This is a genomic window from Ensifer adhaerens (genome assembly GCF_013283195.1).
Taxonomy (GTDB): Bacteria; Pseudomonadota; Alphaproteobacteria; order Rhizobiales; family Rhizobiaceae; genus Ensifer; species Ensifer adhaerens_G.
On sequence record NZ_JABEKT010000001.1, the window covers coordinates 2,681,263 to 2,707,034 of the forward strand.

Annotated in this window: 24 protein-coding genes; 8 read left to right on the forward strand and 16 right to left on the reverse strand. The window is 62.5% G+C overall.

Features of this window, described 5'->3' with window-relative positions:
* Window positions 1–37: 37 nt before the first annotated feature.
* Together LPJGGPFB_RS12735 and LPJGGPFB_RS12740 are read right to left on the reverse strand one after the other, a co-directional pair.
* Window positions 38–946, reverse strand: coding sequence for a carbohydrate ABC transporter permease (locus LPJGGPFB_RS12735; protein ID WP_173420237.1), 909 nt, complete (start codon window positions 944–946; stop codon window positions 38–40).
* Window positions 947–1,163: 217 nt separating this feature from the next.
* The gene (locus LPJGGPFB_RS12740; RefSeq protein WP_173420238.1) at window positions 1,164–2,399 is read right to left on the reverse strand and encodes an ABC transporter substrate-binding protein; all 1,236 of its coding nucleotides are present in this window, start codon (window positions 2,397–2,399) and stop codon (window positions 1,164–1,166) included.
* A gap of 517 nt (window positions 2,400–2,916) precedes the next feature.
* Between LPJGGPFB_RS12740 and LPJGGPFB_RS12745 the strand changes: the two genes are divergently transcribed.
* Entirely contained in the window at window positions 2,917–3,972 is a 1,056-nt protein-coding gene (locus tag LPJGGPFB_RS12745; RefSeq protein WP_173420239.1) for a LacI family transcriptional regulator, read from the forward strand.
* A gap of 150 nt (window positions 3,973–4,122) precedes the next feature.
* Window positions 4,123–4,560 (forward strand): GNAT family N-acetyltransferase, encoded by a 438-nt coding sequence (locus tag LPJGGPFB_RS12750; protein WP_345791012.1) that lies wholly within the window; start codon window positions 4,123–4,125, stop codon window positions 4,558–4,560.
* A 10-nt stretch (window positions 4,561–4,570) separates the two neighbouring features.
* Here the strand turns inward: LPJGGPFB_RS12750 and LPJGGPFB_RS12755 are convergent, their stop codons facing one another.
* The 7 genes from LPJGGPFB_RS12755 to ccoG form a co-directional block, all read right to left on the reverse strand.
* The gene (locus LPJGGPFB_RS12755; RefSeq protein WP_173420241.1) at window positions 4,571–5,137 is read right to left on the reverse strand and encodes a dienelactone hydrolase family protein; all 567 of its coding nucleotides are present in this window, start codon (window positions 5,135–5,137) and stop codon (window positions 4,571–4,573) included.
* Window positions 5,138–5,343: 206 nt separating this feature from the next.
* Entirely contained in the window at window positions 5,344–7,266 is a 1,923-nt protein-coding gene (locus LPJGGPFB_RS12760; RefSeq protein ID WP_173420242.1) for an autotransporter outer membrane beta-barrel domain-containing protein, read from the reverse strand.
* Window positions 7,267–7,668: 402 nt separating this feature from the next.
* On the reverse strand, window positions 7,669–9,099 hold the full coding sequence (gene gndA, locus LPJGGPFB_RS12765) for an NADP-dependent phosphogluconate dehydrogenase (protein WP_173420243.1): 1,431 nt from the start codon (window positions 9,097–9,099) through the stop codon (window positions 7,669–7,671).
* A 180-nt stretch (window positions 9,100–9,279) separates the two neighbouring features.
* Entirely contained in the window at window positions 9,280–9,438 is a 159-nt protein-coding gene (gene ccoS, locus LPJGGPFB_RS12770) for a cbb3-type cytochrome oxidase assembly protein CcoS (RefSeq protein ID WP_077503804.1), read from the reverse strand.
* Window positions 9,435–11,723, reverse strand: a complete 2,289-nt coding sequence (locus LPJGGPFB_RS12775; protein WP_173420244.1) for a cation-translocating P-type ATPase — start codon at window positions 11,721–11,723, stop codon at window positions 9,435–9,437. Before LPJGGPFB_RS12775 ends, ccoS begins: the two co-directional genes overlap by 4 nt.
* Window positions 11,720–12,217 (reverse strand): FixH family protein, encoded by a 498-nt coding sequence (locus LPJGGPFB_RS12780; protein ID WP_173420245.1) that lies wholly within the window; start codon window positions 12,215–12,217, stop codon window positions 11,720–11,722. The genes LPJGGPFB_RS12775 and LPJGGPFB_RS12780 overlap by 4 nt, the downstream gene beginning before the upstream one ends.
* Window positions 12,214–13,788 carry a cytochrome c oxidase accessory protein CcoG gene (gene ccoG, locus LPJGGPFB_RS12785; RefSeq protein WP_173420246.1) on the reverse strand — a complete coding sequence of 525 codons (1,575 nt, stop codon included), beginning with the start codon at window positions 13,786–13,788 and terminating at the stop codon, window positions 12,214–12,216. The genes LPJGGPFB_RS12780 and ccoG overlap by 4 nt, the downstream gene beginning before the upstream one ends.
* A gap of 188 nt (window positions 13,789–13,976) precedes the next feature.
* On the opposite strand from ccoG, the gene LPJGGPFB_RS12790 reads away from it, so the two are divergent.
* From LPJGGPFB_RS12790 to LPJGGPFB_RS12810, 5 genes are all read left to right on the forward strand, one after another.
* Window positions 13,977–15,395, forward strand: a complete 1,419-nt coding sequence (locus LPJGGPFB_RS12790; protein ID WP_173420247.1) for an alanine/glycine:cation symporter family protein — start codon at window positions 13,977–13,979, stop codon at window positions 15,393–15,395.
* Between the two features lie 49 nt (window positions 15,396–15,444).
* The gene (locus LPJGGPFB_RS12795; RefSeq protein WP_173420248.1) at window positions 15,445–16,233 is read left to right on the forward strand and encodes a helix-turn-helix domain-containing protein; all 789 of its coding nucleotides are present in this window, start codon (window positions 15,445–15,447) and stop codon (window positions 16,231–16,233) included.
* A gap of 80 nt (window positions 16,234–16,313) precedes the next feature.
* On the forward strand, window positions 16,314–16,736 hold the full coding sequence (locus LPJGGPFB_RS12800) for an SRPBCC family protein (protein ID WP_173420249.1): 423 nt from the start codon (window positions 16,314–16,316) through the stop codon (window positions 16,734–16,736).
* Window positions 16,729–17,082, forward strand: a complete 354-nt coding sequence (locus LPJGGPFB_RS12805) for a VOC family protein (RefSeq protein WP_173420250.1) — start codon at window positions 16,729–16,731, stop codon at window positions 17,080–17,082. Before LPJGGPFB_RS12800 ends, LPJGGPFB_RS12805 begins: the two co-directional genes overlap by 8 nt.
* Before the next feature lie 127 nt (window positions 17,083–17,209).
* Window positions 17,210–18,106, forward strand: coding sequence for a hypothetical protein (locus LPJGGPFB_RS12810; protein WP_173420251.1), 897 nt, complete (start codon window positions 17,210–17,212; stop codon window positions 18,104–18,106).
* Window positions 18,107–18,341: 235 nt separating this feature from the next.
* Here LPJGGPFB_RS12810 and ccoP read toward each other — a convergent pair whose 3' ends face one another.
* From ccoP to ccoN, 4 genes are read right to left on the reverse strand one after another with little or no spacing between them, the layout of a single operon-like run.
* On the reverse strand, window positions 18,342–19,205 hold the full coding sequence (ccoP, locus tag LPJGGPFB_RS12815) for a cytochrome-c oxidase, cbb3-type subunit III (protein ID WP_173420252.1): 864 nt from the start codon (window positions 19,203–19,205) through the stop codon (window positions 18,342–18,344).
* A 3-nt stretch (window positions 19,206–19,208) separates the two neighbouring features.
* Window positions 19,209–19,361, reverse strand: coding sequence for a cbb3-type cytochrome c oxidase subunit 3 (locus LPJGGPFB_RS12820; RefSeq protein ID WP_077503813.1), 153 nt, complete (start codon window positions 19,359–19,361; stop codon window positions 19,209–19,211).
* Window positions 19,362–19,374: 13 nt separating this feature from the next.
* The gene (ccoO, locus tag LPJGGPFB_RS12825; protein WP_173420253.1) at window positions 19,375–20,106 is read right to left on the reverse strand and encodes a cytochrome-c oxidase, cbb3-type subunit II; all 732 of its coding nucleotides are present in this window, start codon (window positions 20,104–20,106) and stop codon (window positions 19,375–19,377) included.
* 13 nt (window positions 20,107–20,119) lie between these two features.
* Window positions 20,120–21,742 carry a cytochrome-c oxidase, cbb3-type subunit I gene (gene ccoN, locus LPJGGPFB_RS12830; protein ID WP_173420254.1) on the reverse strand — a complete coding sequence of 541 codons (1,623 nt, stop codon included), beginning with the start codon at window positions 21,740–21,742 and terminating at the stop codon, window positions 20,120–20,122.
* Between the two features lie 189 nt (window positions 21,743–21,931).
* Here ccoN and LPJGGPFB_RS12835 point away from each other — a divergent pair, with 189 nt between their 5' ends.
* Entirely contained in the window at window positions 21,932–22,456 is a 525-nt protein-coding gene (locus LPJGGPFB_RS12835) for a hemerythrin domain-containing protein (protein ID WP_173420255.1), read from the forward strand.
* 155 nt (window positions 22,457–22,611) lie between these two features.
* On the opposite strand, the gene LPJGGPFB_RS12840 is transcribed toward LPJGGPFB_RS12835, so the two are convergent.
* The 3 genes from LPJGGPFB_RS12840 to LPJGGPFB_RS12850 form a co-directional block, all read right to left on the reverse strand.
* Window positions 22,612–23,319 (reverse strand): PAS domain-containing protein, encoded by a 708-nt coding sequence (locus LPJGGPFB_RS12840; RefSeq protein ID WP_173420256.1) that lies wholly within the window; start codon window positions 23,317–23,319, stop codon window positions 22,612–22,614.
* 340 nt (window positions 23,320–23,659) lie between these two features.
* Entirely contained in the window at window positions 23,660–24,589 is a 930-nt protein-coding gene (locus LPJGGPFB_RS12845; RefSeq protein WP_173421031.1) for a lipid A biosynthesis lauroyl acyltransferase, read from the reverse strand.
* 11 nt (window positions 24,590–24,600) lie between these two features.
* Entirely contained in the window at window positions 24,601–25,629 is a 1,029-nt protein-coding gene (locus LPJGGPFB_RS12850) for a zinc-binding dehydrogenase (RefSeq protein ID WP_173420257.1), read from the reverse strand.
* Window positions 25,630–25,772: the final 143 nt, after the last annotated feature.

The following is a 25,772-nucleotide window of genomic DNA, read 5'->3' on the forward strand; positions in this document are numbered from 1 at the left end:
CTCGATGCCCGCGTCGATGGTGTTGAAAGCGACGATCTCAGGCACGCTTGCGCCCTCCCCCAAATTCGAGATAGGCCCAGGGCACGATGATGATGGCGACAGTCACGAGCATCATGGTCGAGGCGGCAAAGCCCTGGCCGAGATTCTGCGCCTGGAACATGTAGTCGTAGACGTATTTGGCCGGCACTTCCGAGGCGATGCCCGGGCCGCCGCTCGTCTGCGCCACCACGAGATCGTAGACCTTGACGATCCCGCTCGCGATGATCACCAGCGTGGTGATGAAGACGCCGCGCATCATCGGGATGATCACCAGCAGATAGGTCTTCCACATCGGGATTCCGTCGACGCGGGTCGCCTTCCAGATATCCTCGTCGATACCACGCAAGCCGGCGAGCATCAGGCACATGACGAGCCCGGTACCCTGCCAGAGTGCAGCAATCAGGATGCCGTAGATGACGATGTTGGAATTGTAGAGCGGATCGAAGGCAAAGCTCGTCCAGCCGAGCGAACGCACCACCGACTGGATGCCGAATTCCGGGTTGAGCAGCCACTGCCACACGAGGCCCGTCACGATGAAGGACAGCGCGAAGGGATAGAGCATGATCGTGCGGAAGGTGTTTTCGAAACGGATCTTCTGATCCATCAGCGCCGCAAGCACGAAGCCAATGACGAGGCTGAAAACCAGCGAGAAGAACCCGTAGATAACCAGGTTCTGGACCGACATGAGCCAGCGCGGTGCCGCCCAGAGCCGCTCGTACTGATCGAGGCCGACGAACGAGAGCCGCGGCAAGAGCTTGGAATTGGTGAAGGAATAGACGACCGTCCAGATCGTGCCGCCGAGGAAGATGACCACGGCCGTCAGGATCATGGGGACGGAGGCAAATTTCGCATTCAGGTTCCGCAACCACTGGTTCGGTCGCCCCGAACCGCGTGTGTGACCCGCCATGTTTCGTTCCTCCGGAACTGCAATCTGCATCGGATGACGGGCAGCCGGTAGCGCGAGGGCAAAGCCCCCTCGGATAGCCGCCTCATCACGTTGACAGCCCTTCCCGGTCCGTGTCGAAAACGGTCGACACGGACCGACGGCACGGCTTGCGCCACGCCGAACGGGAGACCTCCGCCGGCCCGCATCTGCGCGGGACCGGGAGGTCAGGGCTGATCCGTCACTCCGCCGAGGCGATGATGTCGGTGAAGCGCTTCTGCGCGTCTTCCGGCGTCATCGACGCATTGGCGAAGAACTCCGAGAACAGGTCTTCCTTCTGTTTCTGGCTGTCGGCCGACAGAAGCTGGTCCGTGCCCTGGATCACGTTGCCCTTGGCAAGAATGTCCAGGCCCTTCTTCATGCAGTCGTTGGCAGCAGTGAGGTCGACGTCGCCGCGCACCGGCAACGAGCCCTTCTTCAGGTTGAACGCAACCTGCGTCGCCGGGTTCAGAAGCGTCGATGCCAGCACTTCCTGGGCCTTCGACTTTTCCTCGTCCTTCAGGAGCGGGAAGTAGAAGGCATCGCCACCGGTCGAGATGACTTCGTTGACGCCGAGACCCGGCAGGCAGGTGTAGTCCGTCCCGGCCTTCTGGCCGGCAAGCTGGAATTCGCCCTGCGCCCAGTCGCCCATGATCTGGCCGCCGGCCTTGCCGGTGATGACCATGTTCGTCGCCTGGTTCCAATCCTGGACATTGGTGCCCTTCGACATCCGGCGCGCATCGTCAGCAGCCTTGAAGACCTTGGCGATTTCGGGACCGGCGGCCACTTCCTCGTCCTTGTCGCCAAAGACCTTCTGGAACGTATCCTTGCCGGCGATCGCCACCATCAGCACGTCGAAGGCACCGGCTGCCTGCCACGCCTGTCCGCCAACGGCGAGTGGCACGATGCCGGCCTTTTCGAGTGCCGGTGCTGCTGCGACGAACTCGTCCCAGTTCTTCGGCACATCGACACCAGCCTGCTTGAATGCGGCGTTCGACAACCAGAGCCACTGCCAGGAGTGGATGTTGACCGGAGCGCAATAGATCTTGCCATCGATGGTGCAGGAATCGAGCAGGCTTGCCGGCTTGATGATGTCCTTCCATTTCTCCCTGGTCGCGACATCGGTAAGGTCGCGCATCAGCCCGGCCTCGACAAGCTCCTCGGCCTGGCGACCATGGTTGAACTGCGTGGCTGCCATCGGGTCGCCACCGGTAATGCGGCTGACCATGATCGGCCGCGCCGTGCTGCCGGCGCCGGCAATCGCACCATCAACCCAATGATTGCCGGTCGCGTCGAAAGCCTTTGCGAGCTCGGCTACCGCAGCCGCCTCGCCGCCCGATGTCCACCAATGGGTTACTTCAAGATCGGCAGCACTTGCCGCACCGAGCGGCAGCGCCACCGTCACCGCCAAAGCGGCCGCGAAAGAACGTAAATTCATGAGTCTCCTCCCTCACTGTAACGTTACCGTAAAAAACTTAGAGGAAACGTTCCCGGTCCGCAACTCCCACCCCAATGAATTTAAACAGAAACTTTATATGCAACCCAAAGAGGCAATTCGAGAGGCCCGACGATGGTGAGATTCGGCACTCAGGCGAGCGAATAACCGATAAAATCGACCGCTATCCGGCTGATATTCTTGATATTTGCGTTGATCTTCAGTCATCATGCTACAAGCAACGTCTCGCAAGCGCGAAATGCTCGATCTCGCAGACGCAACTCAACCAGAGTGTTTCATCTGCCGCAGCGCAGCAACAAAATTGCTCGACAGATCTACTGTATCGTTACAGATTTATGAGAAGGTCGCCTTCCCGAAGCAGGATAGCTCCGCGTCACAATTCGTATATAAGGCGATGAAGTGACGCGGAACGGGACGGCGGGAGCAAACTGGCCGAACGGGTTTCGCACCGGCTGGGTGGAAGCCGACGGCAACGGCAAGGGCGGGCGTGGGTACGGCGATGGACAGCAAGACGAAGAACAGACCGCTGACGCCGCCGGATGGCAGCAGGCCGACGTTGAAGACGATCGCCTTCATGACCGGGCTCGGCATCACCACCGTTTCTCGCGCCCTGAAGGATGCACCCGATATCGGCGCGGAAACCAAGGAGCGTGTACGCCTCGTCGCCAAGCAGATCGGCTACCAGCCGAACCGCGCCGGCGTGAGGCTCAGAACCGGCAAGACGAATGTCATCAGCCTGGTGCTGACACTGGAAGAAGAGATCATGGGCATTACCAGCCCCATGGTCGTCGGCATCACCGAGGTGCTTGCCGGCACGCCCTATCATCTCGTCGTGACGCCCTATAGCGCCACCAAGGATGCGCTGGCGCCAATCCGCTATATCCTCGACACCGGGGCTGCCGATGGCGTCATCATCTCGCGCACGGAACCGCACGATCCGCGCGTCGCCCTTCTGACGGAACGCGGCCTGCCCTTCGTCACCCATGGCCGCACCGAGATGGGCGTCGTCCACCCCTATCACGACTTTGACAATGAGCGTTTTGCCTATGAGGCGGTGCGTGAGCTGGTAGAGCGCGGCAGAAAGCGCCTGGTGCTGCTGGAGCCGCCGCCGCACCTGACCTTCTATTCCCATATGCGTGCCGGCTTCGAGCGCGGACTTCGCGACTTCCATGCGGATGCGGTCAGTTTCCACCACATCAACATCGACCACACGCTGGTCGAGATCCGCGACGCCTTCGAAACGCTGATGCGCTCGGACGATGCGCCCGACGGTATCGTGTCGGGCAGTGGCTCGGGCGCGATCGCGCTGATCGCTGGGCTGGAAGCCGCCCAAAAGACGCTCGGCAAGGATGCCGACATGGTCTCCAAGGTGCCGAGCGACTTTCTGCGCTGGCTCCGGCCGGAAGTGGTGACCATGTACGAGGACATCCGCGTTGCCGGGCGCGAACTCGCCAAGGCGGTGATCGGCCATATCGACGGCCAGCCCTCCGAAACACTGCAGAGCCTCAGCCAGCCGGAGGTCCAATCCGCCGTTCCCGTATCGATCAAGCGGTAGCAGCTCGGTACCGGGCTTCGCGCCTGTGACATTTGCGGCACCATCGCCGGGCGGTTTCCGTCCGCAAACGGCAACCTGTAGACGCACCGACTTCCGGGCGCTAGACGACCCCTTGCTTGAAAATGAGGGTCCGCAAATATGAACATCGTCGTGAGAAAAGCCAGAGCCGAGGACGTGGAGCCGATCTTCGACATCCGCACCAGCGTCGTCCAGAACCACCTCTCGCGCGAACAACTGTCCGACATGGGCATCACGCCCGAGACACTGATCGAGATGCTGGCGGCCGATGCCGGCATCTGGATCGCCGAGGTTGACGGCATCCCCGCCGCATTCTCCTCGATCGACGACGAGGACGGCTCCGTCTTCGCGCTCTTCGTCAGCCCGGACTTCGAAGGGCTTGGACTTGCACGGTTGCTGTTGCAGGAGGCGGAAACCGCTCTCTTCCGCACTCATGAGACAATCTGGCTCGAGACCGACGGCCACGACGGTATCCGAGCCAACGGGTTCTACCAGAAGCACGGCTGGATCCACGTCGACACGATGGCGAACGGCGACGTGCGATACGAGAAGCGGCGCCCGGCCGAATAAGGTCTCGGCCCTAGAGGCCGGCCAAAAACCGCTCGACACGGCTCCAGGTCAGACGAGTTGCCTCGGCATCGTAATCCGGCAGCGATGCATCCGTGTAGAGATGTCCGGCCCCGGGATAGGTGAAATCTTCCAACGCGATCGCCGAACGCCCGGCCAGCGCCAGCCATTCGGCGACATCCTCGGCCGGCTCGTAGATATCCGGATCGGCCAGGTGCAACTGCACCGGCACACCGTCACGGGCGTTCTCGGGGATCCCGACGATGCTGTGCAGCAGCAGAACGCCCGATGTTTGCGGCCGCCTTTCCCAGAGATGCGAGGCAATGGCAGCGCCGAAGGAGAAACCGCCAAGCACCGCCGATACCGGCTGCCCGGCGACCGCCGCTTCTGCCCGCTCGCATAGTCCGCGCCAACCGATCGCATCCTTGAGCGCGAAGCCCTCGTCGACCGAGCCGACCACCTGGCCGCCGAAGAGATCGGGCGTGATGACAGAGTGGCCCAAGGCCCTTAGCCGCGCGGCAGCATCGCGCTCGAGCGCACGCAGCCCGCGGATGGAATGAAACAGGATCACTGTGGCCATCGATATGCTCCTCGTGCCCGTAGGGCTGCATGTCACCGGCACCCCGCACTTCGGCGCTGTGGGCAGCACCAGCCGAGCTCCACCACGGGCCCCTGCCCCCACTTGGAGTATTTCCTGACGGAAAAGTGCGAAGCGGTTTTCCGTCAGGAAATGTGTAAAAGCAAGCCGCTGGAGCGTTCTGCGTCTAAGTCCAAAGCGGCAACGCTCTAGAAGCTGACTGACAGATCGAGCTTGCAATCCCACACGTCGAGATTGGCCTGGCCAAAGCTCAGGTAACCGGCGCTCGCTTCCAGTTGCAGCGCATTGGTAATCAACATTCGAACGCCCGACCGCAGAGAGAAGGACCAGGGCGATGGCGTGGCAAGCGACAGGTCGCCGGTGAGAATCTGCCCATCATTCGGTCGCTCGTACTCGTATTTTGCGCCGACTTCGGCAAACGCCAGAAATGGCGTGCCGCCCGGCGCTTCGAAGAAACGACTGACCTCGGTCGTTGCTTCGATATAGCCGTAGTTGAAGCTTTCGCCCGGCAGCGCGACGTCGATCGGCAAGCTGAAGATATCGCCGGTCAGGCTATAGGCGTCATTGGCGATATGCGAGAAGGAAGCCGTCACCTTCGGGCGTACGAAGTATTCGTCCCATTTGTACTGACCGTGAAGGTTCAACTCGGCGGAATAACGTTCCGACGTGAAACTGCCATCCAGTATGCTCAGCTCCAGATCATTGTCGTAGCGGCCATAGGTGAGAGAGCTGTCCAGGGCCCACTGTGGCGAAAGCCGTGTCGCGATATATGGCCCGACGCTGAAGCCGTTCGTATTCACCTGCAGGTCATCGCCAAAGCCGTCGCTTTCGCTTGCCTCGATTGTGAACGTCATACCGACCACGACATCGTCATTCAGGCGCCGATCGAGTGCGAACGTCGCATTGCGAAGGGTCGTATCGATATCGAGGCCGAAACGCTCGTCGGAAATGCCCATGACACGGCCGCCCATACGGAAATTCCACAGCGTCTGCTGGCCAAAATCGCGGCCTTCGGTCAACGGCACCTGATTGAGGCGGGCCTCCTGTTGGCGCGCGGCTTCCGCCAGGACCTCCCGTGAGCAGATTGGCAATTGCATCCGCTCGTCGTCTCTCGTTTGCGGCTGAGATCGCGGATCAATGCAGTAATAGGCCGATTGCTGGGCCGACACCCGCGTGTCGGTCGCAATCTTCAGATTTCCGCCGTCGGACCGGACGATGACGATGGGCGGTTGCACGCCGCCGGGCAGCGTGCCACCGGGTGGCGCCACGCCGCCCGGCAGGGTTCCGATAGGGGGCTGGACACCGCCAGGGACCGAACCGATCGGTGGGCTGACTCCGCCCGGAAGCGATCCTATCGGCGGCGTCGCACCACCTGGGAGCGAACCAATCGGCGGTGCTACGCCGCCGGGCACCCTGCCGATCGGTGGCGTCACGCCACCGGGAAGTGAGCCGATCGGAGGCGCAACCACCCCCGGAAGCGACGCGATGGGTGGCGCCACCCCACCGGGAAGCGAGCCTATGGGTGGCGTCACTCCGCCTGGGAGTGAACCGATAGGCGGCGTCACGCCACCGGGAAGCGAGCCGATCGGTGGCGTCACCCCACCAGGGAGCGAGCCGATAGGCGGCGTCACCCCGCCGGGAAGCGAGCCGATCGGTGGCGTCACCCCACCGGGAAGCGAGCCGATCGGCGGCGTCACCCCACCGGGAAGCGAGCCGATCGGCGGCGTTACCCCGCTGGGCAGATTGCCGATCGGTGGCGTGATGCTCGCCGGCGGTGCGAAATCAGGAAAGATGTTGCCGATTGGTGGCACGACGCGCCCAGGCATGACGATGGACGGCATGTTGATATTCGGCGGGAGGGTAAAATCGCGCTTCTGGTTCTGGGTGTCGATGAGACACGGCTTGCCATCGCTGACATCATAAAGCTTGTGTGTACCGCCGTTTCCCTGGGAAACGAAGGGCGAGACGGAAAGGTGAAGACCACGCCGGGACTTTGACCACGTATCAACCGTCTGGTTGCCCTGAGCAGACTCCAGGCTGAACGAACCCGCCGGCGTACCCGAGAGCCATACCGAGTTCGACCCGTCCCGAATATTGCCGAGATAACTCAAACCGCCGCCGTTGCAGTTCTGTGCGGCCGCCGATAACGGACTGCCAAGGACGCATAACAGGGTGAAAGCACCGCATTTCAACCTGGACAGCAGATGCATAGCGGTCGCTCCCCCGCACATGACAATCGCCGCAGAGTGCCCGCGCGTTTTAGCTTATGTCAATCTTCAAAAATACCGGGTTAATTCTGACATAGACGACAAAATGACCGTAAATCCCAATGCGATACGCCGGGATGTACTGAAATGAGGCGACAAATACGGGAGTAGGCACGAACAGCCTCGAGAAAAGACTAACCAACCTTTAGAACGATGCGTGCTGCAAGGCCGCTCTGCGGATCAAAACGAAACGGGGCGGCCAAGGCCGCCCCGTTCGAAACGCAAGATCAAGACCTCGCTCGCCGATCAGGCGTTGAGGCCGCTGCCCCACGGACCATGATGGGCGTCGGCACCGTCGACGCGGTCGAAGCCGTGGGCGCCGAAGAAGTCGCGCTGGGCCTGGATCACGTTGGCCGTGCCGCGGCCGCGGCGGTAGCTGTCGAAATAGCCGAGAGCCGAAGCGAGCGCCGGTGCCGGCAGGCCGCCAAGCACTGCAGCCGAAACGACGCGACGAAGCGCTCCATCTGTTTCCTTGACCATTGCGGCAAAGGCGGGCGTGACGATCAGATTGGCCGCATCCGGCGCCTTGGTGAAGGCGGTGGTGATTTCATCCAGGAACTGCGAGCGGATGATGCAGCCGGCGCGCCAGATCTTGGCAATCGTCGGCATCGGCAGCGACCAGTTGAACTCCTTCGAGGCCGCGGACATAACAGCGAAGCCCTGCGCATAGGCGCCGATCTTGGCGGCCAGCAGCGCGTTCTCCAGGTCCTTGATGAAGGCGGCCTTGTCGGCAACCTTGAACTCGCCAACCGGCGGCAGGCCGAGGATCTTCTCGGCGGCTTCGCGCTCTTCCTTGGCGGACGAGATGCTGCGCGCGGCAACGGCCGCTTCGATCGCGGTCGCCGGAACGCCCATGTTCTGCGCTTCGATCACCGACCACTTGCCGGTGCCCTTCTGGCCGGCCTTGTCGAGGATCAGGTCGACGATCGGCTTGCCGGTCAAGGGATCGGCTGCCTTCAGCACCTTCTCGGTGATCTCGATCAGGTAGGAATTCAGGCGGCCCTTGTTCCAGGCGCCGAAGACGTCGCCGATTTCGCCGGCCGTCATCTTCAGGCCATCACGCAGGATGCCGTAGATTTCGGCGATCATCTGCATGTCGGCATATTCGATACCGTTATGGATGGTCTTGACGAAGTGGCCGGCGCCGTTTTCGCCGAGCCAGGCGACACACGGGTCGTTGTCGTACTTGGCGGCAATCGAGGTCAACACCGTCTCGACGCGCTTGTAGGAGTCTTCCGTGCCGCCGACCATAATCGACGGGCCGTGACGCGCACCCTCTTCACCGCCGGAAACACCCATGCCGATGAAGGTGAGGCCCGAATCCTTGAGCGCGTCGAAGCGGCGCATCGTGTCGCGGAAGTTGGCGTTGCCGGCATCGATCATGATGTCGCCCTTGGCCAGGTACGGCTCAAGGATCTTCATCTGCTGGTCGACCGGCTCGCCGGCCTTGATCATGATGATGATCGGGCGCGGCGGGCGGATAGCGGCAACGAACTCTTCGATGGTGTCGCAGGGCACGATCTGGCCCTGAAGTTCGCCGGCTTCCGCGTAGAATTTATGCGTCGCCTCGACGGTGCGGTTGAAGACCGCGATCTTGTTGCCTTTTTCAGCGATGTTGAGCGCCAGGTTCGAGCCCATGACGCCGAGACCGATAAGGCCGATTTCCGCCTTTGACACGTGATTGCCTCCATTGGACAGCAGAGCCGGACGCGATCGGGATAAACGCGTGGGAGCCGGCTCCTCGAATTGAACTTCGCGCGCTCGCATTGCCCCTCGGGAAAGGGGCGGACGCGAGATGCGACGGCGGAGGCTGTTTTGGCATTCAAATCGATTAACGACAAGCGATTCTTGAGAAAATCACTCCTTTTCGGGCTTTCCGTCGCCATCGTCGAGCACGCGCCAGGAGGCGCCTTCAAGGTCTTCGTACTGGCCGCTCTTCAACGCCCAGAGGAAGGCGACGAGACCGAGGCCCCCTAAGAACAATGCGATCGGAATGAGATAGATCAGCGTGTTCATGAGGTGGTCCCAATCGCGTCCAGCGGTGTCGGCGCCGACCTTTCGGCGGCCTCGGTCTTCTTGACGCTGGCTGCACGCAGCCGCAGCGCATTGGCAACCACGATCACCGACGAGGTCGACATAGCAACGGCGGCAATCAGCGGCGTCGCATAACCCATGATGGCGATCGGAACGGCGATGATGTTGTAACCGATCGCCAGCGCGAAGTTCTGCCGGATCAGTCGGCCGGCGCGGCGCGACGTGTCGATCGCCATCGGCACGGCGTCGAGACCCTGGTGCAGGAAGACGAAATCCGCGGCCTGACGGCCGACATCGGCAGCCGTTGCCGGCGCCATCGACACATGCGCGGCGCGCAGCGCCGGTGCATCGTTGATGCCGTCGCCGACCATCAGCACCCGGTGGCCGCCCTCGGCTGCAGCCGCGCATTCCTCGACCTTGCCGCGCGGCGACAGTTCCGAACGCCAGCTGATAATACCCAGCCTGCGGGCAAGTGCCGCGACAACAGGTTCACGGTCACCGGAGAGAACGCCGGTCGCAAACCCCAGGCGGGTCAGCTTGTCGACGCTTTCACGCGCCAGTGGCCGCAGCCGGTCTTCGAAGCGGAAGCAGGCAAGCTCGCGTCCGTCGAGCGACAGGATCACCTCCGACTGGCCGCTCGCCTCGCCGGCGTCGCCGCAGGCAAAGGCGCGACTGCCGAGGCGATAGAGGCCTTCGGCCGTCTGCGCCTCGATGCCTGCACCCGGGATCTCGCGGATATCGCCGGAAAGAACCGGCGCGATCGGCGCCGCGTCATGGATGGCCATGGCCAGCGGGTGGCGCGAATGCACGGCAAGGCCGGCGGCAGTCGCAAGCACCGTCGGCTTGATCTCGGCGCCATTGGTCAGGCGCGGTTCGCCCGCCGTCAGCGTACCGGTCTTGTCGAACAGTATCGTGTCGATCTCCGCAAGCCGCTCCATGGCGGAGCCATCCTTGACCATGACGCCGTTCTGGAAGAGCCGGCCTGCGGCAATCACCTGCACCACCGGCACCGCCAGCCCGAGGGCGCAGGGGCAGGTGATGATCAGGACGGCGACGGCCACCAGCATGGCATGATGGAAATCGCCATCGATGAACATCCAGCCGGTAAAACTTAGGAACGCCAGCAGATGCACCGCCGGCGAATAGTATTGCGCAGCGCGATCGGCGATACGGCGGTAACGCGCCCTTCCCCCTTCGGCGGCCTCCATCAACCCCATGATCTCGGCCAGCAGCGAATCGCGGGCAGCGGCCGTCGCCTCAATCGTCAATGGCCCGGTCAGGTTCAGCGTACCGGCCTCGACGGTGTCGCCGATATGGACAGGCGCCGGCGCGCTTTCGCCGTTGACGATCGACCGGTCGAGGTCGCTCGAGCCGACGAGGATCCTTCCATCAACAGGGATGCGTTCGCCGGCCGCAATCGCCAGCCGTTCGCCCGGCTTGATCTCGTCGACCGGCCGATACTCGCGAGAGCCATCGGCATCGACAACCATCGCGCCACGGGGCGACAGGCGCGCCAGGCTGCTGATCGCCGAGCGGGCGCGGCCGCGCATCATGTGGTCGAGCGTGCGGCCGATGAGCAGGAAGAACAGGAGCATCACCGTGCCGTCGAACCAGGCATGGGTGCCGTGGGTGATCGTCTCGTAGAGCGAGATGCCGTAGGACAGCGTGATCGCCAGCGCGATCGGCACGTCCATGTTGGTGCGGCCGTGCTTCAGCGCGTTCCAGGCGGAGGAATAGAAGAACCGGCCGGCATAGATCAGGGTCGGCGCGGCGATCAGCGCCGAAATCCAATGAAAGAGATCGCGTGTTGCAGCCTCGGCACCGGACCAGACCGAGACCGAGAGCAGCATGATGTTGGTCGAGGCGAAACCGGCGACGGCCACGGCCCGCACCAGCTGTTTCAGATGCGTGTCGCCGTCTTCCTCACCGGGGGCAAACAGATGCGTCTCGTAACCGCGCTCGCGGATCGCGCGCGCCAGTTCGCGCGGATCGGTACGCGTGCCGGCAACGTCTTCCTTCCAGACGACCGATACCCGGCGCGAGGAAAGGTTGACGCGAGCGCGCTCAACCTCCGGCCGGATCTTCAGCGCGGATTCGATCGTGGTGATGCAGGCGCCGCAGTGGATGCCGGGCACGCTGAGGTCCGTCTGGCGCAGGCCACCGCCAAGCGCCCGGCTGGTCAGCCACAGCTCTTCGGAGCTGGGCAGTCCCTCCCCTGATCTGTCGATCTCCAGCGCGGTCTCGGCGCCGGCAGCACAGCAGCTCATGGGCGCTCTCCCGGCGCGATGAAGCGAATGGCCTGGCGGTAGACGACTTTGTCGCCTGACGTCGCGGTGATATCGGCGATCCACTGGCCGCGTTTCAGATCGGTCGCGGCGACGAAGATGCCCTCGCCCTGATGCGCCATCTCGACCCGCACGTCCTCGTGCTCCTCGACCGGACGCTTGAACACGGCGACCACTTTGTCAGCCGAGGTTTCGGCCTTGCCCTGGCGCGTCAGCGTGTAACGCACGGCGCCCGGCTCAAGGCTCAGCTTGCCGTCCAGGCCGCTTGCCGCAAAGGCGCGCGCCTCCTTGACCTTGCCGTTGAACTGCTGGCTGGCGACATAGGTGTTCTGCACCACCAGCCCGCTCCAGCTATGGCTGGCGTTCCAGGCCATGATCAGGTTGACGGTGATGATGGTGCCGAAGAACAGCACCATCACGCCGAGCATGTGCCATCCGGTGAAGACGCGGGGTTGCCTGCCTTGGTCAGCGGTCATTTCGCGGCTCCCGGTGTGTTGAAGTTGGCCTTGTAGACGTCGCGTTCATGGCTCGACGGATCCTCCACGATCAGGCTGAAGCCGTCTTCCGCTTCGCCGAGTTTTTCTTTCGGCACGGTTACGAACACCTTCAGCGCCGTCACCTTGTCCGGATCGACGCCGACGGCAAAGCTGCGGCCGTCGCCCGGAGCGTGGCCGGCGATGCGCATCATCGCCGAAGGCATGCCGTCGATGGTGAGCGTGATCGTGCGCTGTTCGGGGATCATGTTCAAGAGCTTGACCATGTAGCCATTGCGAACCGATCCATCCGATTCGAGCACGAATTGCGGGTTGCGATCGTGCAGGACGTTGAGTTCGAGTCGGTCACGCGCAAGCAGCGCATAGAGCAGGCCGATGCCGACAAGCGTCCACACACCGAGATAGACCAGCACGCGTGGCCGGAAGACGATCTTCCAGTTGAAATGCTTGACCTTGTCGACGAACGTGCCGTCGGCATCGCGCACCCGGGCAGGCTCGATTGCCGTCGTGCCGCCATTGGTGGCAAGCGCCATGTTGGAGGCATAGTCGCTGAGCGTCGCATAAGCGATCAGCCCGCGCTCGCGACCGAGCTTGTCCATGACGTTGTCGCAGGCGTCGATGCAGAGCGCGCAGGTGATGCATTCGAGCTGCTGGCCGTCGCGGATGTCGATGCCCATCGGACAGACGACCACACAGGCATTGCAATCGACGCAATCGCCGACGCTCTCGCCTGCGGCTGCCGCCTTCTTCTGGTGGCGCGAGCGCGGTTCGCCGCGCCAGTCGTTATAGGTGACGACGAGCGAGTTTTCATCGAGCATGGCCGCCTGGATACGCGGCCACGGGCACATATAGGTGCAGACCTGCTCGCGCATCAGCCCGCCGAAGACATAGGTCGTGGCCGTCAGGATAGCGACGGTCATATAGGCGACGGCAGGCGCTTCCAGCGAGACGAAGCTCTTCAGCAATGCAGGCGCATCGGCAAAGTAGAAGATCCACGCGCCGCCGGTGGCGATACCGATCAGGATCCAGATCGAATGTTTCGTCACCCGCTTGGTGATCTTGGCCATTGTCCACGGCCCGGCGTCGAGCTTCATGCGGGCGTTGCGGTCGCCCTCGATATAGCGCTCGACAACGAGGAACAGATCGACCCAGACCGTTTGCGGACAGGTATAGCCGCACCAGGCGCGCCCGACGGCCGATGTCACCAGGAAGAGGCCGAAGCCCGCCATGACAAGAAGTCCGGCGACGAAGAAGAATTCCTGCGGCCAGATCTCGATGAAGAAGAAGTAGAACCGGCGGGCAGCGATATCGACGAGCACCGCCTGGTCGGGGGCATGTTCGCCGCGGTCCCAGCGGATCCAGGGCGTCAGATAGTAGATACCGAGCGTCACCAGCATCACCAGCCATTTGAACTGGCGGAATCGTCCCTCGGCGCGCTTCGGGAAGATCTTCTTGCGCTTTTCGTAGAGTGGCTTGCGCACATGCGCCGCGTTGACCGCCTCGGCCTCGTGGCGTTCGACGATGGGGGCGTTTGTGGCGGATTGAGGCTGCATGGTGTGGGAAATCCCCGAATATATCGCGTATTGAACGCTGTTTTGCCCGATTTGCCCGCCCGAAACGTTGATCTGTGTCAAGTTTGCGGGCTAAAGCGACCGCATGCGTCGAAACGTCCGGCCCCGATGCCGCACGACCTGATGGCACTTGCCACACCACGACATCCAGCCAAACCAACGAGGACCGCATGGACACGATCATCGGCTTTCTGAACACGATCTTTTGGGGCTATGTCCTGATTTATGGCCTTCTCGCCGTCGGTATCTATTTCACCATCCGGCTCGGCTTTCCCCAGATCGTGCATTTCGGCGAGATGTTCCGTGTGCTCAGCAGCGGCGGCTCGAAGGATGCGGCCGGCATCAGCCCGTTCCAGGCGCTGACCGTCAGCCTCGCTTCGCGCGTCGGTACCGGCAATCTCGCCGGCGTTGCCGTCGCGCTCTATCTCGGCGGACCGGGCGCCACGTTCTGGATGTGGATGGTCGCCCTCGTCGGCATGGCGACCGCCTATGCCGAAAGTGCGCTTGCCCAGCTCTACAAGGTCAAGAACGAAAACGGCCAGTATCGCGGTGGTCCTGCCTTCTATATCGCCCGTGGTCTCAATGCGCCGTGGGCTGCGACGATCTTCTCCGTCTGCCTCATCCTGTCCTTCGGTCTCGTCTTCAATGCGGTCCAGGCGAATTCGATCGCCGATGCGGTCCAGGGCGCCTTCGGCATTCCGAAGATCGTGGTCGGCATCGCCGTTGCCGCACTCTCGGGCATCGTCATCTTCGGCGGCATCCGCCAAATTGCCCGCGTCGCCGAAATCGTCGTGCCGTTCATGGCCGGCGCCTATCTGCTGACAGCGGTCTATGTGCTGATCGTCAACGCCTCGCTGGTCCCGACAGTGCTGTGGACGATCGTCTCCAGCGCCTTCGGCCTGCAGGAAGCGGCAGGCGGCGTCGCCGGCGGGGTGACCGCCGCGATGATGAACGGCGTCAAGCGTGGCCTTTTCTCCAACGAAGCCGGCATGGGCTCGGCGCCGAACATCGCAGCCGTCGCCACGCCTGTTCCGCATCACCCCGCCTCGCAAGGCTTCGTGCAGTCGCTCGGCGTCTTCATCGATACCATCCTGATCTGCACCGCGACATCGGTGATGATCCTGCTCTCCGGCACGCTTGAGCCCGGCTCCGGCATCACCGGTACGCAACTCACCCAGGCGGCGATGAACGCCCATATCGGCTGGGCGGGCAGCTATTTCATTGCGATCGCGATCTTCTTCTTCGCCTTCACCTCGATCATCGGCAACTATTCCTACGCGGAGAACGCGCTGACCTATCTCGGCGGCGCCAACCGGCTCGGCGTGACGCTGATGCGCTGCGCCGTTCTCGCAATGGTCGTCTGGGGCGCGTATGAGAGCATCGCCACAGTGTTCGACGCTGCCGACGCCTCCATGGGCCTGATGGCAACGATCAACCTCATTGCCATTCTGCTCCTGTCCGGTACCATTGCCAAGCTGACGAAGGACTATTTCGCCCAGCGCAGACAGGGTGTCGAACCGGTGTTCCACGCCGCAGACTACCCGGAACTGCAGGGGCAGATCGACAGCGAGATCTGGTCGCGCGACTAGGGCGGAACGAGACCGGCAACGGGACTTCGACGCTGACGGAGAGCAAGGCATGCACGGTACGCTTCAGCCCATGACGCTTGCCAAGCGCTGCGGCGTCTACCGCGAGCGCGCCGCACCTGCCTCGCTTGCCATCCATGTCGAATGCCTCTGGAGCCACGCCATACCGGAGGGGCCGCGCCAACCCATGGCTGTCGTTCCCGACGGTTGCGCCGATATCATCTGGTCGAGCCGGGGTCTCGTCGTCGCCGGGCCAGACCGGATTGCGGCCTTTCCGGCCATCGACCCAGGCGAGACCGTGGTGGGCCTGCGCTTTCGCACCGGCATTGCAGCCGCCTTTCTGCGTGCGCCGCTCTCCGGGCTGACCGGCACTGTCGTACCGCTCGAAGCTTTCTGGGGTGCCGCGGCCCGTGAACTCCATCTGCGGATGGCCGAAGCCGAAAGCGTGAACGCGCGGACCATCATCCTTGCACAAGCGGCAGAACAAAGGCTGCCGATGATTGCTGCCCCGCCTGGTGACATCGCCGCCTGCCTCGCGCAACTGCGAAAGGGGCACCCTACGTCGTCGGATAACCCGATCCGGTTTCTGGCGCAGGCAACGGGAACCAGCGAGCGCACACTGCGTCGCCGTTGTCACGAACACTTCGGCTACGGCGCCAAGACGCTCGACCGCATCCTCCGCCTTCAACGCTTTCTCTCGGCGTGCCGAAGCAATACGCAGGCGAGCCTGTCCACACTTGCGCTTGATACCGGCTATGCCGACCAGGCCCACCTGACCCGCGAGAGCCGGGAGCTGACCTCGCTGTCGCCGCGAGAAATCCGGCATCAACTCTCAAGCTGACTGGCCGTTTCGTTCAAGACGGCAACGCCGTGCAGTGCTATCCCCTTGATTGCAGCAGCAAACGCAAGGTGAGCGAGCGCATGACGACACTGGCAGCGAACATCATCCACATCTCCATCGAGCGCGACTGGCGCGACGTCTACGCTTTCATGGCAAAGCCGGAAAAGATGCCGCTCTGGGCATCGGGCCTGTCGTCAGGCCTCACGCGCGACGGTGACGACTGGATCGCTCCAGGACCGCTCGGCAATGCGCGCGTGCGCTTTGCGCCAGACAACGCCTTCGGCGTCGTCGACCATCTGGTAATGCTTGAAAACGGCCTGAAGGTGCAGAACGCCCTGCGCGTCGTGCCGAACGGCGATGGTGCCGAGGTGATGTTCACGCTGCTGAGGCAGGCCGATATGAGCGATGAACAATTCGCCGGCGATGCCGAATGGGTGGCAAAGGATCTGGCCGCGCTGAAGTCAATTCTGGAATCTGAAAACGACAGGACACATCATGGGTAACAAGGGCAATGACCGCCGCATCGACTATGTCGAGTTCAACGTCTCCGACATCGCCGCAAGCAAGGCGTTCTATGGCAGCGCCTTCGGCTGGACCTTCACCGATTACGGCCCGCAATATTGCGAGTTCCAGGATGGCCGGTTAACCGGCGGCTTTACCACGACAGGCCCGGTCAGATCAGGCGGACCGCTGATCATCATCTATGCCGACAAGTTGGAAGATGCCTTGACGAACATCGAGGCCGCCGGCGGAAAAATCCTGCAGCCGATCTTCCCCTTCCCCGGTGGCCGGCGCTTCCACTTCGCCGACCCTGACGGCTACGAGCTGGCGGTGTGGTCGGCACAATAGCCGGCAAACGCGCCGGCTTCCTTCCACTGTGGACAGCCGGCGCTCACGTCTTGAGATTTTACGCCGACTTAATCTTTGCAGCCCAAGATTGCGCGCGAAAACGAAAAACGGCAAAGGGCGCTGGGCAATGTCAGACGAGCACGACTTTCTGCGCAATTCCGTCATCATCGGCGCCCATCCCGACGACGAGCTTTTGTGGTTCACCTCGATCCTGAAGAAGGTCGACGAGGTCATCATCCTCTACCGCGACATCTGGTCCGAGCCGCAGATGGGCGACGCGCGCGTTGCCGCGATCAAGGCCTATCCGCGCGGCAATATCCGTTTCCTCGAGATGGAAGAGACCGGCTCGTTCGACTGCGCCGACTGGACGAACCCGAAGCCCGGCCCCTATGGCATGGAATTCGGCACCGAAGGGACACGCCGCGAGGCCAAGCGGGTGGTCAAAAAGTCGCTGTCGCAATTCATGCCCGGCAGCTTCCGCCACTCGACGCGACCGATCGCCCAGGCCTATCGCGACAACTACGAAACGCTCTACCGCACGCTGCTGCCGCTGTTGAAATCCGACATGAACGTCTTCACCCACAATCCCTGGGGCGAATATGGCCACGAGGATCATGTGCAGGTGTTTCGCGTGCTCGACCGGCTGCGCGACGAGATCGGGTTCAAGCTCTGGATGTCGAACTATTGCACCGAGCGGTCGATGCCGATGGCGATGCAGTATTTCAGCCGCAAGCCGGTCAACTATATCAGGCTGCCGGCCGACAAGGCCTTTGCCGAGGAGGTCGCTGCCGTCTATCGCGACAACGGCTGCTGGACCTGGCGCGACGACTGGATCTGGTTCGATGATGAATGCTTCATGGAAGCGCCGCGCAGCAAGCCCGAGGGCGGCGGCTTTCACCTGCTGCCGATGAACCTGTTCAATTTCGGCACCGTCGTGCGCCGGCCGGTCAGCGCGCCGCTCATTCTGGGTGCTGCCCTTTCCAGCGTCGTCGTCGGCGCCACCATCGCTGCAGCGCTGGAATGACAAAGGCCGCGTCTTTCGACGCGGCCACTTCCTGTAACTCAAAGATGGGCGCCGCCCCTCATCCGCCTGCCAGCACCTTCTCCCCGCACGCGGGGCGAAGGCAGCCAGCCTCACCGGCCGCGCCAATCATCAACGTTGAAGTTGGGCGAAAGTATCGGCTCTCTCCCCGCTGGCGGGGAGAGATGTCCGGCAGGACAGTGAGGCGCAAAACCTCACGCCAACCGCCGGCGTTCCCTTACTCGCCCCCACCCAGCGAATGCACGAACACCGCAAGCTGCTTGACCGTGGTGTCGCCGAGGCGCGGCAACCAGGCGGGCATGACGCCGTGCTTGGGTGCCTTCATCTGCGCGACGATTGCCTGCTCGCTCGAACCGTTGAGCCAGAGCGCATCGGCAAGATCGGGCGCGCCGAACTCGCGGTTGCCCTTGGCGTCGGCGCCGTGGCAGGAGGCGCAATTGGCCTCGAACAACGCCTTGCCCGGCTCAACCATTGCCGCATCCGAAGGCGTACCCGTGAGGCTGACGACATAGGCTGCCGTCTGCTTGATTTCCTCCGGCTTGAGGATCTCGGTAAAGGACGGCATTTCGGAGACGCGCGTGTCGTCGTCGCCTGTATAGCGAATGCCATGCGCCACCGTCTGGTAGATCTCCTCCGGCTTGCCGCCCCACAACCAATCGTCATCGTTGAGGTTGGGGAACCCGGCCGAACCGGCAGCACCCGAACCGTGGCACTGCGCGCAATTGACCTTGAAGGCCGAGGCGCCGGCTGCCACCGCGAACTGGTGAAGCTGCGGGTCGGCGATGATCTGATCGAGCGAACTTGCCGCGATCTTTTCCAGGTTGCCGGCCTGAGCCGCCTTGGCATCAGAAAGCTCGACGCTGAGCTCCGCGCGGCTGGAGTAGCCGATGACGCCCTTGGTCGCATCGGTCAGCAGCGGCACCGCCGGATAGACGACCATATAGCCGATTGCCCAGACGATGGTGGCGTAGAAGGTGTAGACCCACCAGCGCGGCATCGGGTTGTTGAGTTCGCGGATACCGTCCCATTCGTGGCCGGTTGTTTCGACGCCGCTGATCTCGTCGACATGTTTGTCCGCCATGGATCAATCCTCCTTCAGAGGTATGGCTGCGGCCCGTTCGGCGGCCTGCTTGGCGCCTGGCCGGAAGATGAAGGCGACGACGCCCAGGAAGAAGATCACCATGCCGAGCAGTGCCCAACTGTCGGCGAATTGGCGCATGGCCGTGTAGGTTTCCATGTGCGTATCTCCCTTAGCGATAGCCGGTGGTGTCGTCATAGGTCGAGAAGTCGACGAGCGTGCCGAGCATCTGGAGATAGGCGACAAGCGCATCCATCTCCGTCAGCCTCTGCGGATCGCCGTCGAAATCCCCGAGCTTGGCCTTGGGGTAGCGCGCCTCGATGCCTGACGTATCCGCATTCGGGTCGGCCTGCGCCTTGATGTCGGCGGCGGCGTTCGCCACCATTTCGTCCGAATACGGCACGCCGACGGCCCTGTTGGCCTTCAGCTGGCCGGCGACGTTGCGCACATCGAGCGGCGTCGCCTTGAGGAAGGCGTAGCTCGGCATCACCGATTCCGGTACCACCGAGCGCGGCTCGATCAAGTGCTGCACGTGCCACTCGTTGGAGTAGCGGTCGCCGACGCGGGCCAGATCCGGCCCGGTGCGCTTCGATCCCCACTGGAACGGATGGTCGTACATGGATTCCGCCGCCAGCGAATAGTGGCCGTAGCGCTCCACCTCGTCGCGGAACGGACGGATCATCTGGCTGTGACAGACGTAGCAGCCTTCGCGAATGTAGATGTCGCGTCCTGCGAGCTCCAGCGGCGAATAGGGCCGCATGCCTTCGACCTTCTCGATGGTGTTTTCGAGATAGAACAGCGGCGCGATTTCAACGATGCCGCCGATCGAGACGACGAGCAGCGAACCAACGAGCAACAGCGTTCCGTTGCGTTCCAGGGTGGCGTGTTTGTCGAGAATGGACATGGTCTATGCCCTCCTATTCCGCAGCCTTGAGCACGGGCGTCGAACCGAAGATCGGAGCTTCGTCGCGCACGCGGCCGAGGATGGTCATTGTTACGTTGAAGGCCATGAGCAGAGCGCCGGCGAGGAACAGGGCACCGCCCAGTGCACGCAGCACGTAATAGGGCAGCATGGCCGCGACCGATTCCGCGAAGGAATAGACGAGGAAGCCCTGGTCGTCGTATTCGCGCCACATCAGGCCCTGCTGGATACCGGCAACCCACATGACGGCGGCGTAGACGACGATGCCGAGCGTGGCGAGCCAGAAGTGCCAGTTGACCATGCGCACGCTATAGAGCCGCTCGCGGTTCCACAGCTTCGGTGTGAGATAGTAGATCGCGCCGAAGGTGATCAGACCGTTCCAGCCGAGCGCACCCGAATGCACGTGGCCGATGGTCCAGTCGGTGTAGTGGCTGAGCGAGTTGACGGTCTTGATCGACATCATCGGACCTTCGAAGGTCGCCATGCCGTAGAACGCGACGGCCATGACCATCATGCGGATGATCGGGTCGGTGCGGATCTTGTCCCAGGCGCCCGAAAGCGTCATCAGGCCGTTGATCATGCCGCCCCAGGAGGGCATCCACAGCATGATGGAGAACACCATGCCCAGCGTCTGCGCCCAGTCCGGCAGAGCCGTATAGTGCAAGTGGTGCGGGCCGGCCCAGATGTACATGAAGATCAGCGACCAGAAGTGGATGATCGACAGGCGGTAGGAATAGACGGGGCGGTTGGCCTGCTTCGGGATGAAGTAATACATCATGCCGAGGAAGCCGGCCGTCAGGAAGAAGCCGACGGCGTTATGGCCGTACCACCATTGCGTCAGCGCGTCCTGCACGCCGGCAAAGGCCGAGTAGCTCTTGGAGCCGAGGAAGGACACCGGAACCGCCAGGTTGTTGACGATGTGCAGCATCGCGATGGTGACGATGAAGGCGAGGTAGAACCAGTTCGCCACGTAGATATGTGGCTCCTTGCGCCTGAGCAGCGTGCCCATGAACACCGCGAGATAGGCAACCCAGACGATCGTCAGCCACAGGTCGACATACCATTCCGGCTCGGCATATTCCTTCGACTGGGTGATGCCCAGCAGATAGCCGGTGGCAGCCATGACGATGAACAACTGATAGCCCCAGAACACGAACCAGGCGAGATTGCCGCCGAACAGACGGGCGCGGCTGGTGCGCTGGACAATGTAGAACGAGGTCGCGATCAGCGCGTTGCCGCCGAAGGCGAAGATCACCGCCGAGGTGTGCAGCGGCCGCATGCGGCCGAAGTTGAACCACGGCTCGATGTTGAGGTCCGGAAAGGCCAGTTGGAGCGCAACCACAACGCCCACGAGGAAGCCAACGACGCCCCAGAAGACGGTGGCGATGACGCCATACTTCACCACGTCGTCGGAATATTCCGACAGCGGCGCGGCCGCCTTGCCTGCGGATGCCGTGCTGAAATCGAGGCGTCGCAGCATGACGATGGTGCCACCGAGCAGCACGAAGAACAGCACCCACATATGGGCTTCAAACTGCCGGTCCTGGGCAAACCCGGCGCCTAGCAGCGCCAGGAATGCACCGATCCCGAGCAGGATCGTCTCGAAAGTGTATTTCATGGTTGGGTCCCCAACTTTATCCGATGCAGACGCGTGCGCACACCGAGAGATGGCATGGCAGCGCAGCTTGCCGGAACCTGTCAGAATCGGGGCGCCTGCACCTTGATTCAGATCAAGGCCAGCCACGCCGACTTGCATCACCCTCAGGAAACAATGAGGGAGCGCCATAGGAGTTGGCGTCAGAACAGCATGAAGAGAACGAATGACAACGGCCGGATCAGGCCATGGACCGGTTTGCCGCCACGCCCTGCCCTTTCGGGCGAACCGCGGGCCTGGCTGGCGCGCGCGCATCAGGAGCAGCTCGCGCTCTGCAACAGCCTGGAGGAAATCGCCGACAGCCTGCCGGCCGAAATCGACCGGCAAAAATGCGCCTACGCCGCCAAGATGCTGGAACCGCTGATCCGCGAACTGCATTCCGGCGAAGAAAGTGCGGTGTTCCGCTGGGTCGAGCAGAACTGCGGCGACGACCCTTCGATATCAGCCACGCTCGCGCGGCTGAAATACGAGCACTGCGAGGATGAGTGCTTTGCCGAGGAACTGACGGAGATGTTGGTGAAGCTCGGCGCAGCCGATGACAGCGTGAATGCGGAGACTGCAGGCTACATGCTGCGTGGTTTCTTCACAAATCTGCGCAGGCACATCGGTTTCGAGCAGGAATGTCTTCGCACGCTGCTTCCGGCCAGTTCGGACGTCGTCCACGCCGACATCAACTGAAGGCGCCGCAGCCCCGCTGCCTGATTCCCTGGGTCGAACACGATCCGGGGATGAATTGATTCTGCCCGTTCAAGGCGTCGCACTGGCCGTGCGCCAAGTTCGGTGCGGGGCGCCTGGGGCGGCGCCGCGGTTTCGCAACCGAGCCGACGATGCCCTCAGGCGGCGATCGCGCGGCGGCGGTCCGCATGTTCCTGGATCACCAGGATCGCGCCGATGAGCCTGCCGGTGCTCGACATGCATGGCGTCAGCTTGCATCGCACGACGACCGTTCGCGCATCGACGGTCTTGGCGAAGGTGTAGTCGACCACCTCGCCGGCAAAACAGCGATCCAGATAGTTCTTCACCCGCAACTCGAAGCGCTGGATGCCGATGAACTCGACGATGTGCCGTCCGATGAGATCCATCGGGCGGCTCTCGAGATGGTTGGCATTGAGCGGATTGGTATAGAGATACCGATAGTCCGGCGTGATGACCGCAATGCGGTCCGGAAAGCTGTCGAGGATCGCTTCGTTGAGGAGCCCCTCGTCGGCCCGCCCCTTATGCGGCGCAGGCGCGCGCTCCAGGCGCAACTCGGCGGCGTTGACCGCGCCGGTAGCCGCGAAATAGCGATTGATCAGCGATTGCAGCAGTTGCGAATGGCGCAGCACGCAAGAAATGTCGTCGGCCTCGACACGCAGAATATCGATCAGAAACTGGAACTGAAGGCGGGCATCCTCGACGCTCACTGCCTTCTCATCATAGACCGACTTCAAAATCGGATCGAGTTCGCGATCCAGAAGTCCGATCAGATGCTCGTCTGCCGTACGTACGGCATACTGCAGCTGTGAATACTTGAACCAGAACAGCTCAATCAGTGCGTTCAATTCGAAACCCCAATTCCCCCACGGCCGAGGCCGCGCCGATGCACTAAAACGACAGGCTTTGATGGTGTAGACGCTGATCCGGGTTTTGACGCCTCCCTCACACCTGTCGCGAAAACCGCGCGTCTTTGGCTACCCAAAGCGCTTGCAGTCTGTCCCCCGCGACACAACGGTGAGTTTACACTCATTGCTGCGCCGTTCAACATCTGAAAGGAAAGCTTGCCGCCTGCAAACGTTTTCACAACCGCAAAGGCGACGTTTTCCGGCGTCAGAGGTAAAAAGCCAACTTGGAATCCAGCGTTGCAACCGCGCGAGCGCAACACTTCTTCGCCTTCAAGGAGAATCAGTCCTTGAGATGGCGCTTGATGTGCCAGCGGTCGTGGTACCAGAGCCACTGCCCAGGATACTCGCGAACCCAGCTCTCGACCTTGTCGTTGAGCACCTGCGCCGTGGCGTTGACGTCGACGGCGCCATCGGCCTTGCGCGGGATGTCGATCGCCGGTTCCAGCTCCAGTCGGAAACGGTTGCCGGGCAGCCGGATGCAGCGGGCCGGATAGACCTCGCAGTTGAACTGGCGCACGAGCTTGGCCAGCAGCGGGTTGGTCTGCACATCCTGCCCGAAGAACTTGGTCTTCAGGCCCTTGCGGAACTTCTGGTCGACGAGCACGCCGACGCCGTTGCCGCGCTCAAGCTGACGCGCCAGTGCAAAGGATGAGCCCGCATGCGACGGCACGAGATTGCCCATGCGCTGCTTGCGGAACTCGAAGACCTTTTCGGCGACGTAAGGGTTGTTTGGCGGGCGGAAAAGAACCGTCACTTCAAGCCCGAAGGCGGAGCCCGCGACGGGCAGCATCTCGAAGTTGCCGCTGTGAGCGGTAAAGACGATAAAGGGGCGCGGATTGTCGCGCAGTTCAAGGAACAGCGGAACGCCCGACACTTCGACACGGCCGGGCGTGGTCGCCTCGGGGTCGAAATCGAACAGCCGATCGAGGAAGACATATTCGGCCGCCATGCGGCCCATATTGCCCCAGCTCTCCATGGCTATCGCTTCGATCTCGGCTTCGCTCTTTTCGGGAAAGGCGTTGCGCAGATTGGTCAGCGTCAGCTTGTGCCGGCCGGTCTTCGGGCCGATGAAGCGCGCGACGCGATCCATGAAGCGGATCGCGCCATCAGCCGGAAACAATTTCAGGATCGTCAGAAGTAGAAAGACGAATTGCGCAATCAGCCACTGCCGGAAATGATCCGCCGCCAGAACCAGCCGTGTGATCAGCATGCGCACGTGGATCAATCCATCTTCAGGATGATCTTGCCGAAGATCTGGCGCGATTCCATGCGCTCCAGAGCCCGGTCGATCTCGTCGAAGCCGACCTCGGTGTCGATGACCGGATGCACCAGCCCGCGCGCCATCTTCTGCATGGCGTTGGCCATGTTTTCCATGCGGCAGCCGAAGGAGCCGAGCAGCTTCAACTGCTGCTGGAACAGCATCATCAGGTTCATGTCGGTCGACACGCCGGACGTCGAGCCGCAGGTGACCAGGCGGCCTCCCCGCTTCATGCAGAGCATGGAGCCGGCCCAGGTGTCCTTGCCGACGTGTTCGAACACGACGTCGACGCCCTTCTTCTTGGTGAGCTTGCGCACCACACCTTCGAAGCGGTCGGTGCGGTAGTTGATGACGTGATCGGCGCCGAGCGCCTTGGCCTTCTCGATCTTGTCGTCGGAGCCGACGGTAGTGATGACGGTGCAGCCGATCTTCTTGGCAAGCTGGATCGCCGCCGAGCCGATGCCGGAACCGCCGGCATGGACGAGAATGGTTTCGCCCGGCTCAAGCTTGGCATTGTCGAACAGCATGTGCTCGACCGTGCCGAAGGTCACCGGTGCAAGTGCTGCCGCAACGGCGTCGATACCCGGAGGTGCCGGCACCAGCAGGCGGGCAGGAAGATTGATCTTCTCCTGCGCGAAGCCGTCGAGGTGGAAGCCGTGCACGCCGCCGACATGTTCGCAGAGGTTGTCGCGGCCTTCGCGGCACGGGCGGCAGAGGCCGCAGGTGCGCGCGCCATAGATCGACACCAGCTGGCCGGGAAGCACGCTCGAAACACCCGGGCCGATGGCGTCGACGACCCCGGCTGCCTCGGCGCCGATGACGAGCGGCATCTTGCGCTTGGCAAACGCCATGCCGCGCCAGCCCCACACGTCGATGTGGTTGAGCGCAACGGCCTTGACCCGGAGCGTGACTTCGCCAGGGCCTGGCGCTTCTGGCTCGGGAACGTCGGTGATTTCGAGCTTGCGGTCATCGAGCAGTTGCAGGGCGCGCATGATCTTTCCTCTGCCTTGGCGGCATCATTTCGTCGTGAAGGTTCCGCTGCCTGTTCCCTCAAACCGGGTCCGGTTGAGGGGAAAACCGTGCAGCAGGTCTAATGCATTACAGCGTCCGCTGCGCACCAAACCCGGCACGCAGC

Bases quoted from the DNA above. Each gene is read 5' to 3' on its own strand.
- LPJGGPFB_RS12735 (WP_173420237.1), bottom strand. From the start codon at position 946: ATGGCGGGTCACACACGCGGTTCGGGGCGACCGAACCAGTGGTTGCGG.
- LPJGGPFB_RS12740 (WP_173420238.1), bottom strand. From the start codon at position 2,399: ATGAATTTACGTTCTTTCGCGGCCGCTTTGGCGGTGACGGTGGCGCTG.
- LPJGGPFB_RS12745 (WP_173420239.1), top strand. From the start codon at position 2,917: ATGGACAGCAAGACGAAGAACAGACCGCTGACGCCGCCGGATGGCAGC.
- LPJGGPFB_RS12755 (WP_173420241.1), bottom strand. From the start codon at position 5,137: ATGGCCACAGTGATCCTGTTTCATTCCATCCGCGGGCTGCGTGCGCTC.
- ccoS (WP_077503804.1), bottom strand. From the start codon at position 9,438: ATGAACACGCTGATCTATCTCATTCCGATCGCATTGTTCTTAGGGGGC.
- LPJGGPFB_RS12775 (WP_173420244.1), bottom strand. From the start codon at position 11,723: ATGAGCTGCTGTGCTGCCGGCGCCGAGACCGCGCTGGAGATCGACAGA.
- LPJGGPFB_RS12780 (WP_173420245.1), bottom strand. From the start codon at position 12,217: ATGACCGCTGACCAAGGCAGGCAACCCCGCGTCTTCACCGGATGGCAC.
- ccoG (WP_173420246.1), bottom strand. From the start codon at position 13,788: ATGCAGCCTCAATCCGCCACAAACGCCCCCATCGTCGAACGCCACGAG.
- LPJGGPFB_RS12790 (WP_173420247.1), top strand. From the start codon at position 13,977: ATGGACACGATCATCGGCTTTCTGAACACGATCTTTTGGGGCTATGTC.
- LPJGGPFB_RS12795 (WP_173420248.1), top strand. From the start codon at position 15,445: ATGCACGGTACGCTTCAGCCCATGACGCTTGCCAAGCGCTGCGGCGTC.
- LPJGGPFB_RS12800 (WP_173420249.1), top strand. From the start codon at position 16,314: ATGACGACACTGGCAGCGAACATCATCCACATCTCCATCGAGCGCGAC.
- LPJGGPFB_RS12805 (WP_173420250.1), top strand. From the start codon at position 16,729: ATGGGTAACAAGGGCAATGACCGCCGCATCGACTATGTCGAGTTCAAC.
- LPJGGPFB_RS12810 (WP_173420251.1), top strand. From the start codon at position 17,210: ATGTCAGACGAGCACGACTTTCTGCGCAATTCCGTCATCATCGGCGCC.
- ccoP (WP_173420252.1), bottom strand. From the start codon at position 19,205: ATGGCGGACAAACATGTCGACGAGATCAGCGGCGTCGAAACAACCGGC.
- LPJGGPFB_RS12820 (WP_077503813.1), bottom strand. From the start codon at position 19,361: ATGGAAACCTACACGGCCATGCGCCAATTCGCCGACAGTTGGGCACTG.
- ccoO (WP_173420253.1), bottom strand. From the start codon at position 20,106: ATGTCCATTCTCGACAAACACGCCACCCTGGAACGCAACGGAACGCTG.
- ccoN (WP_173420254.1), bottom strand. From the start codon at position 21,742: ATGAAATACACTTTCGAGACGATCCTGCTCGGGATCGGTGCATTCCTG.
- LPJGGPFB_RS12835 (WP_173420255.1), top strand. From the start codon at position 21,932: ATGAAGAGAACGAATGACAACGGCCGGATCAGGCCATGGACCGGTTTG.
- LPJGGPFB_RS12845 (WP_173421031.1), bottom strand. From the start codon at position 24,589: ATGCTGATCACACGGCTGGTTCTGGCGGCGGATCATTTCCGGCAGTGG.
- LPJGGPFB_RS12850 (WP_173420257.1), bottom strand. From the start codon at position 25,629: ATGCGCGCCCTGCAACTGCTCGATGACCGCAAGCTCGAAATCACCGAC.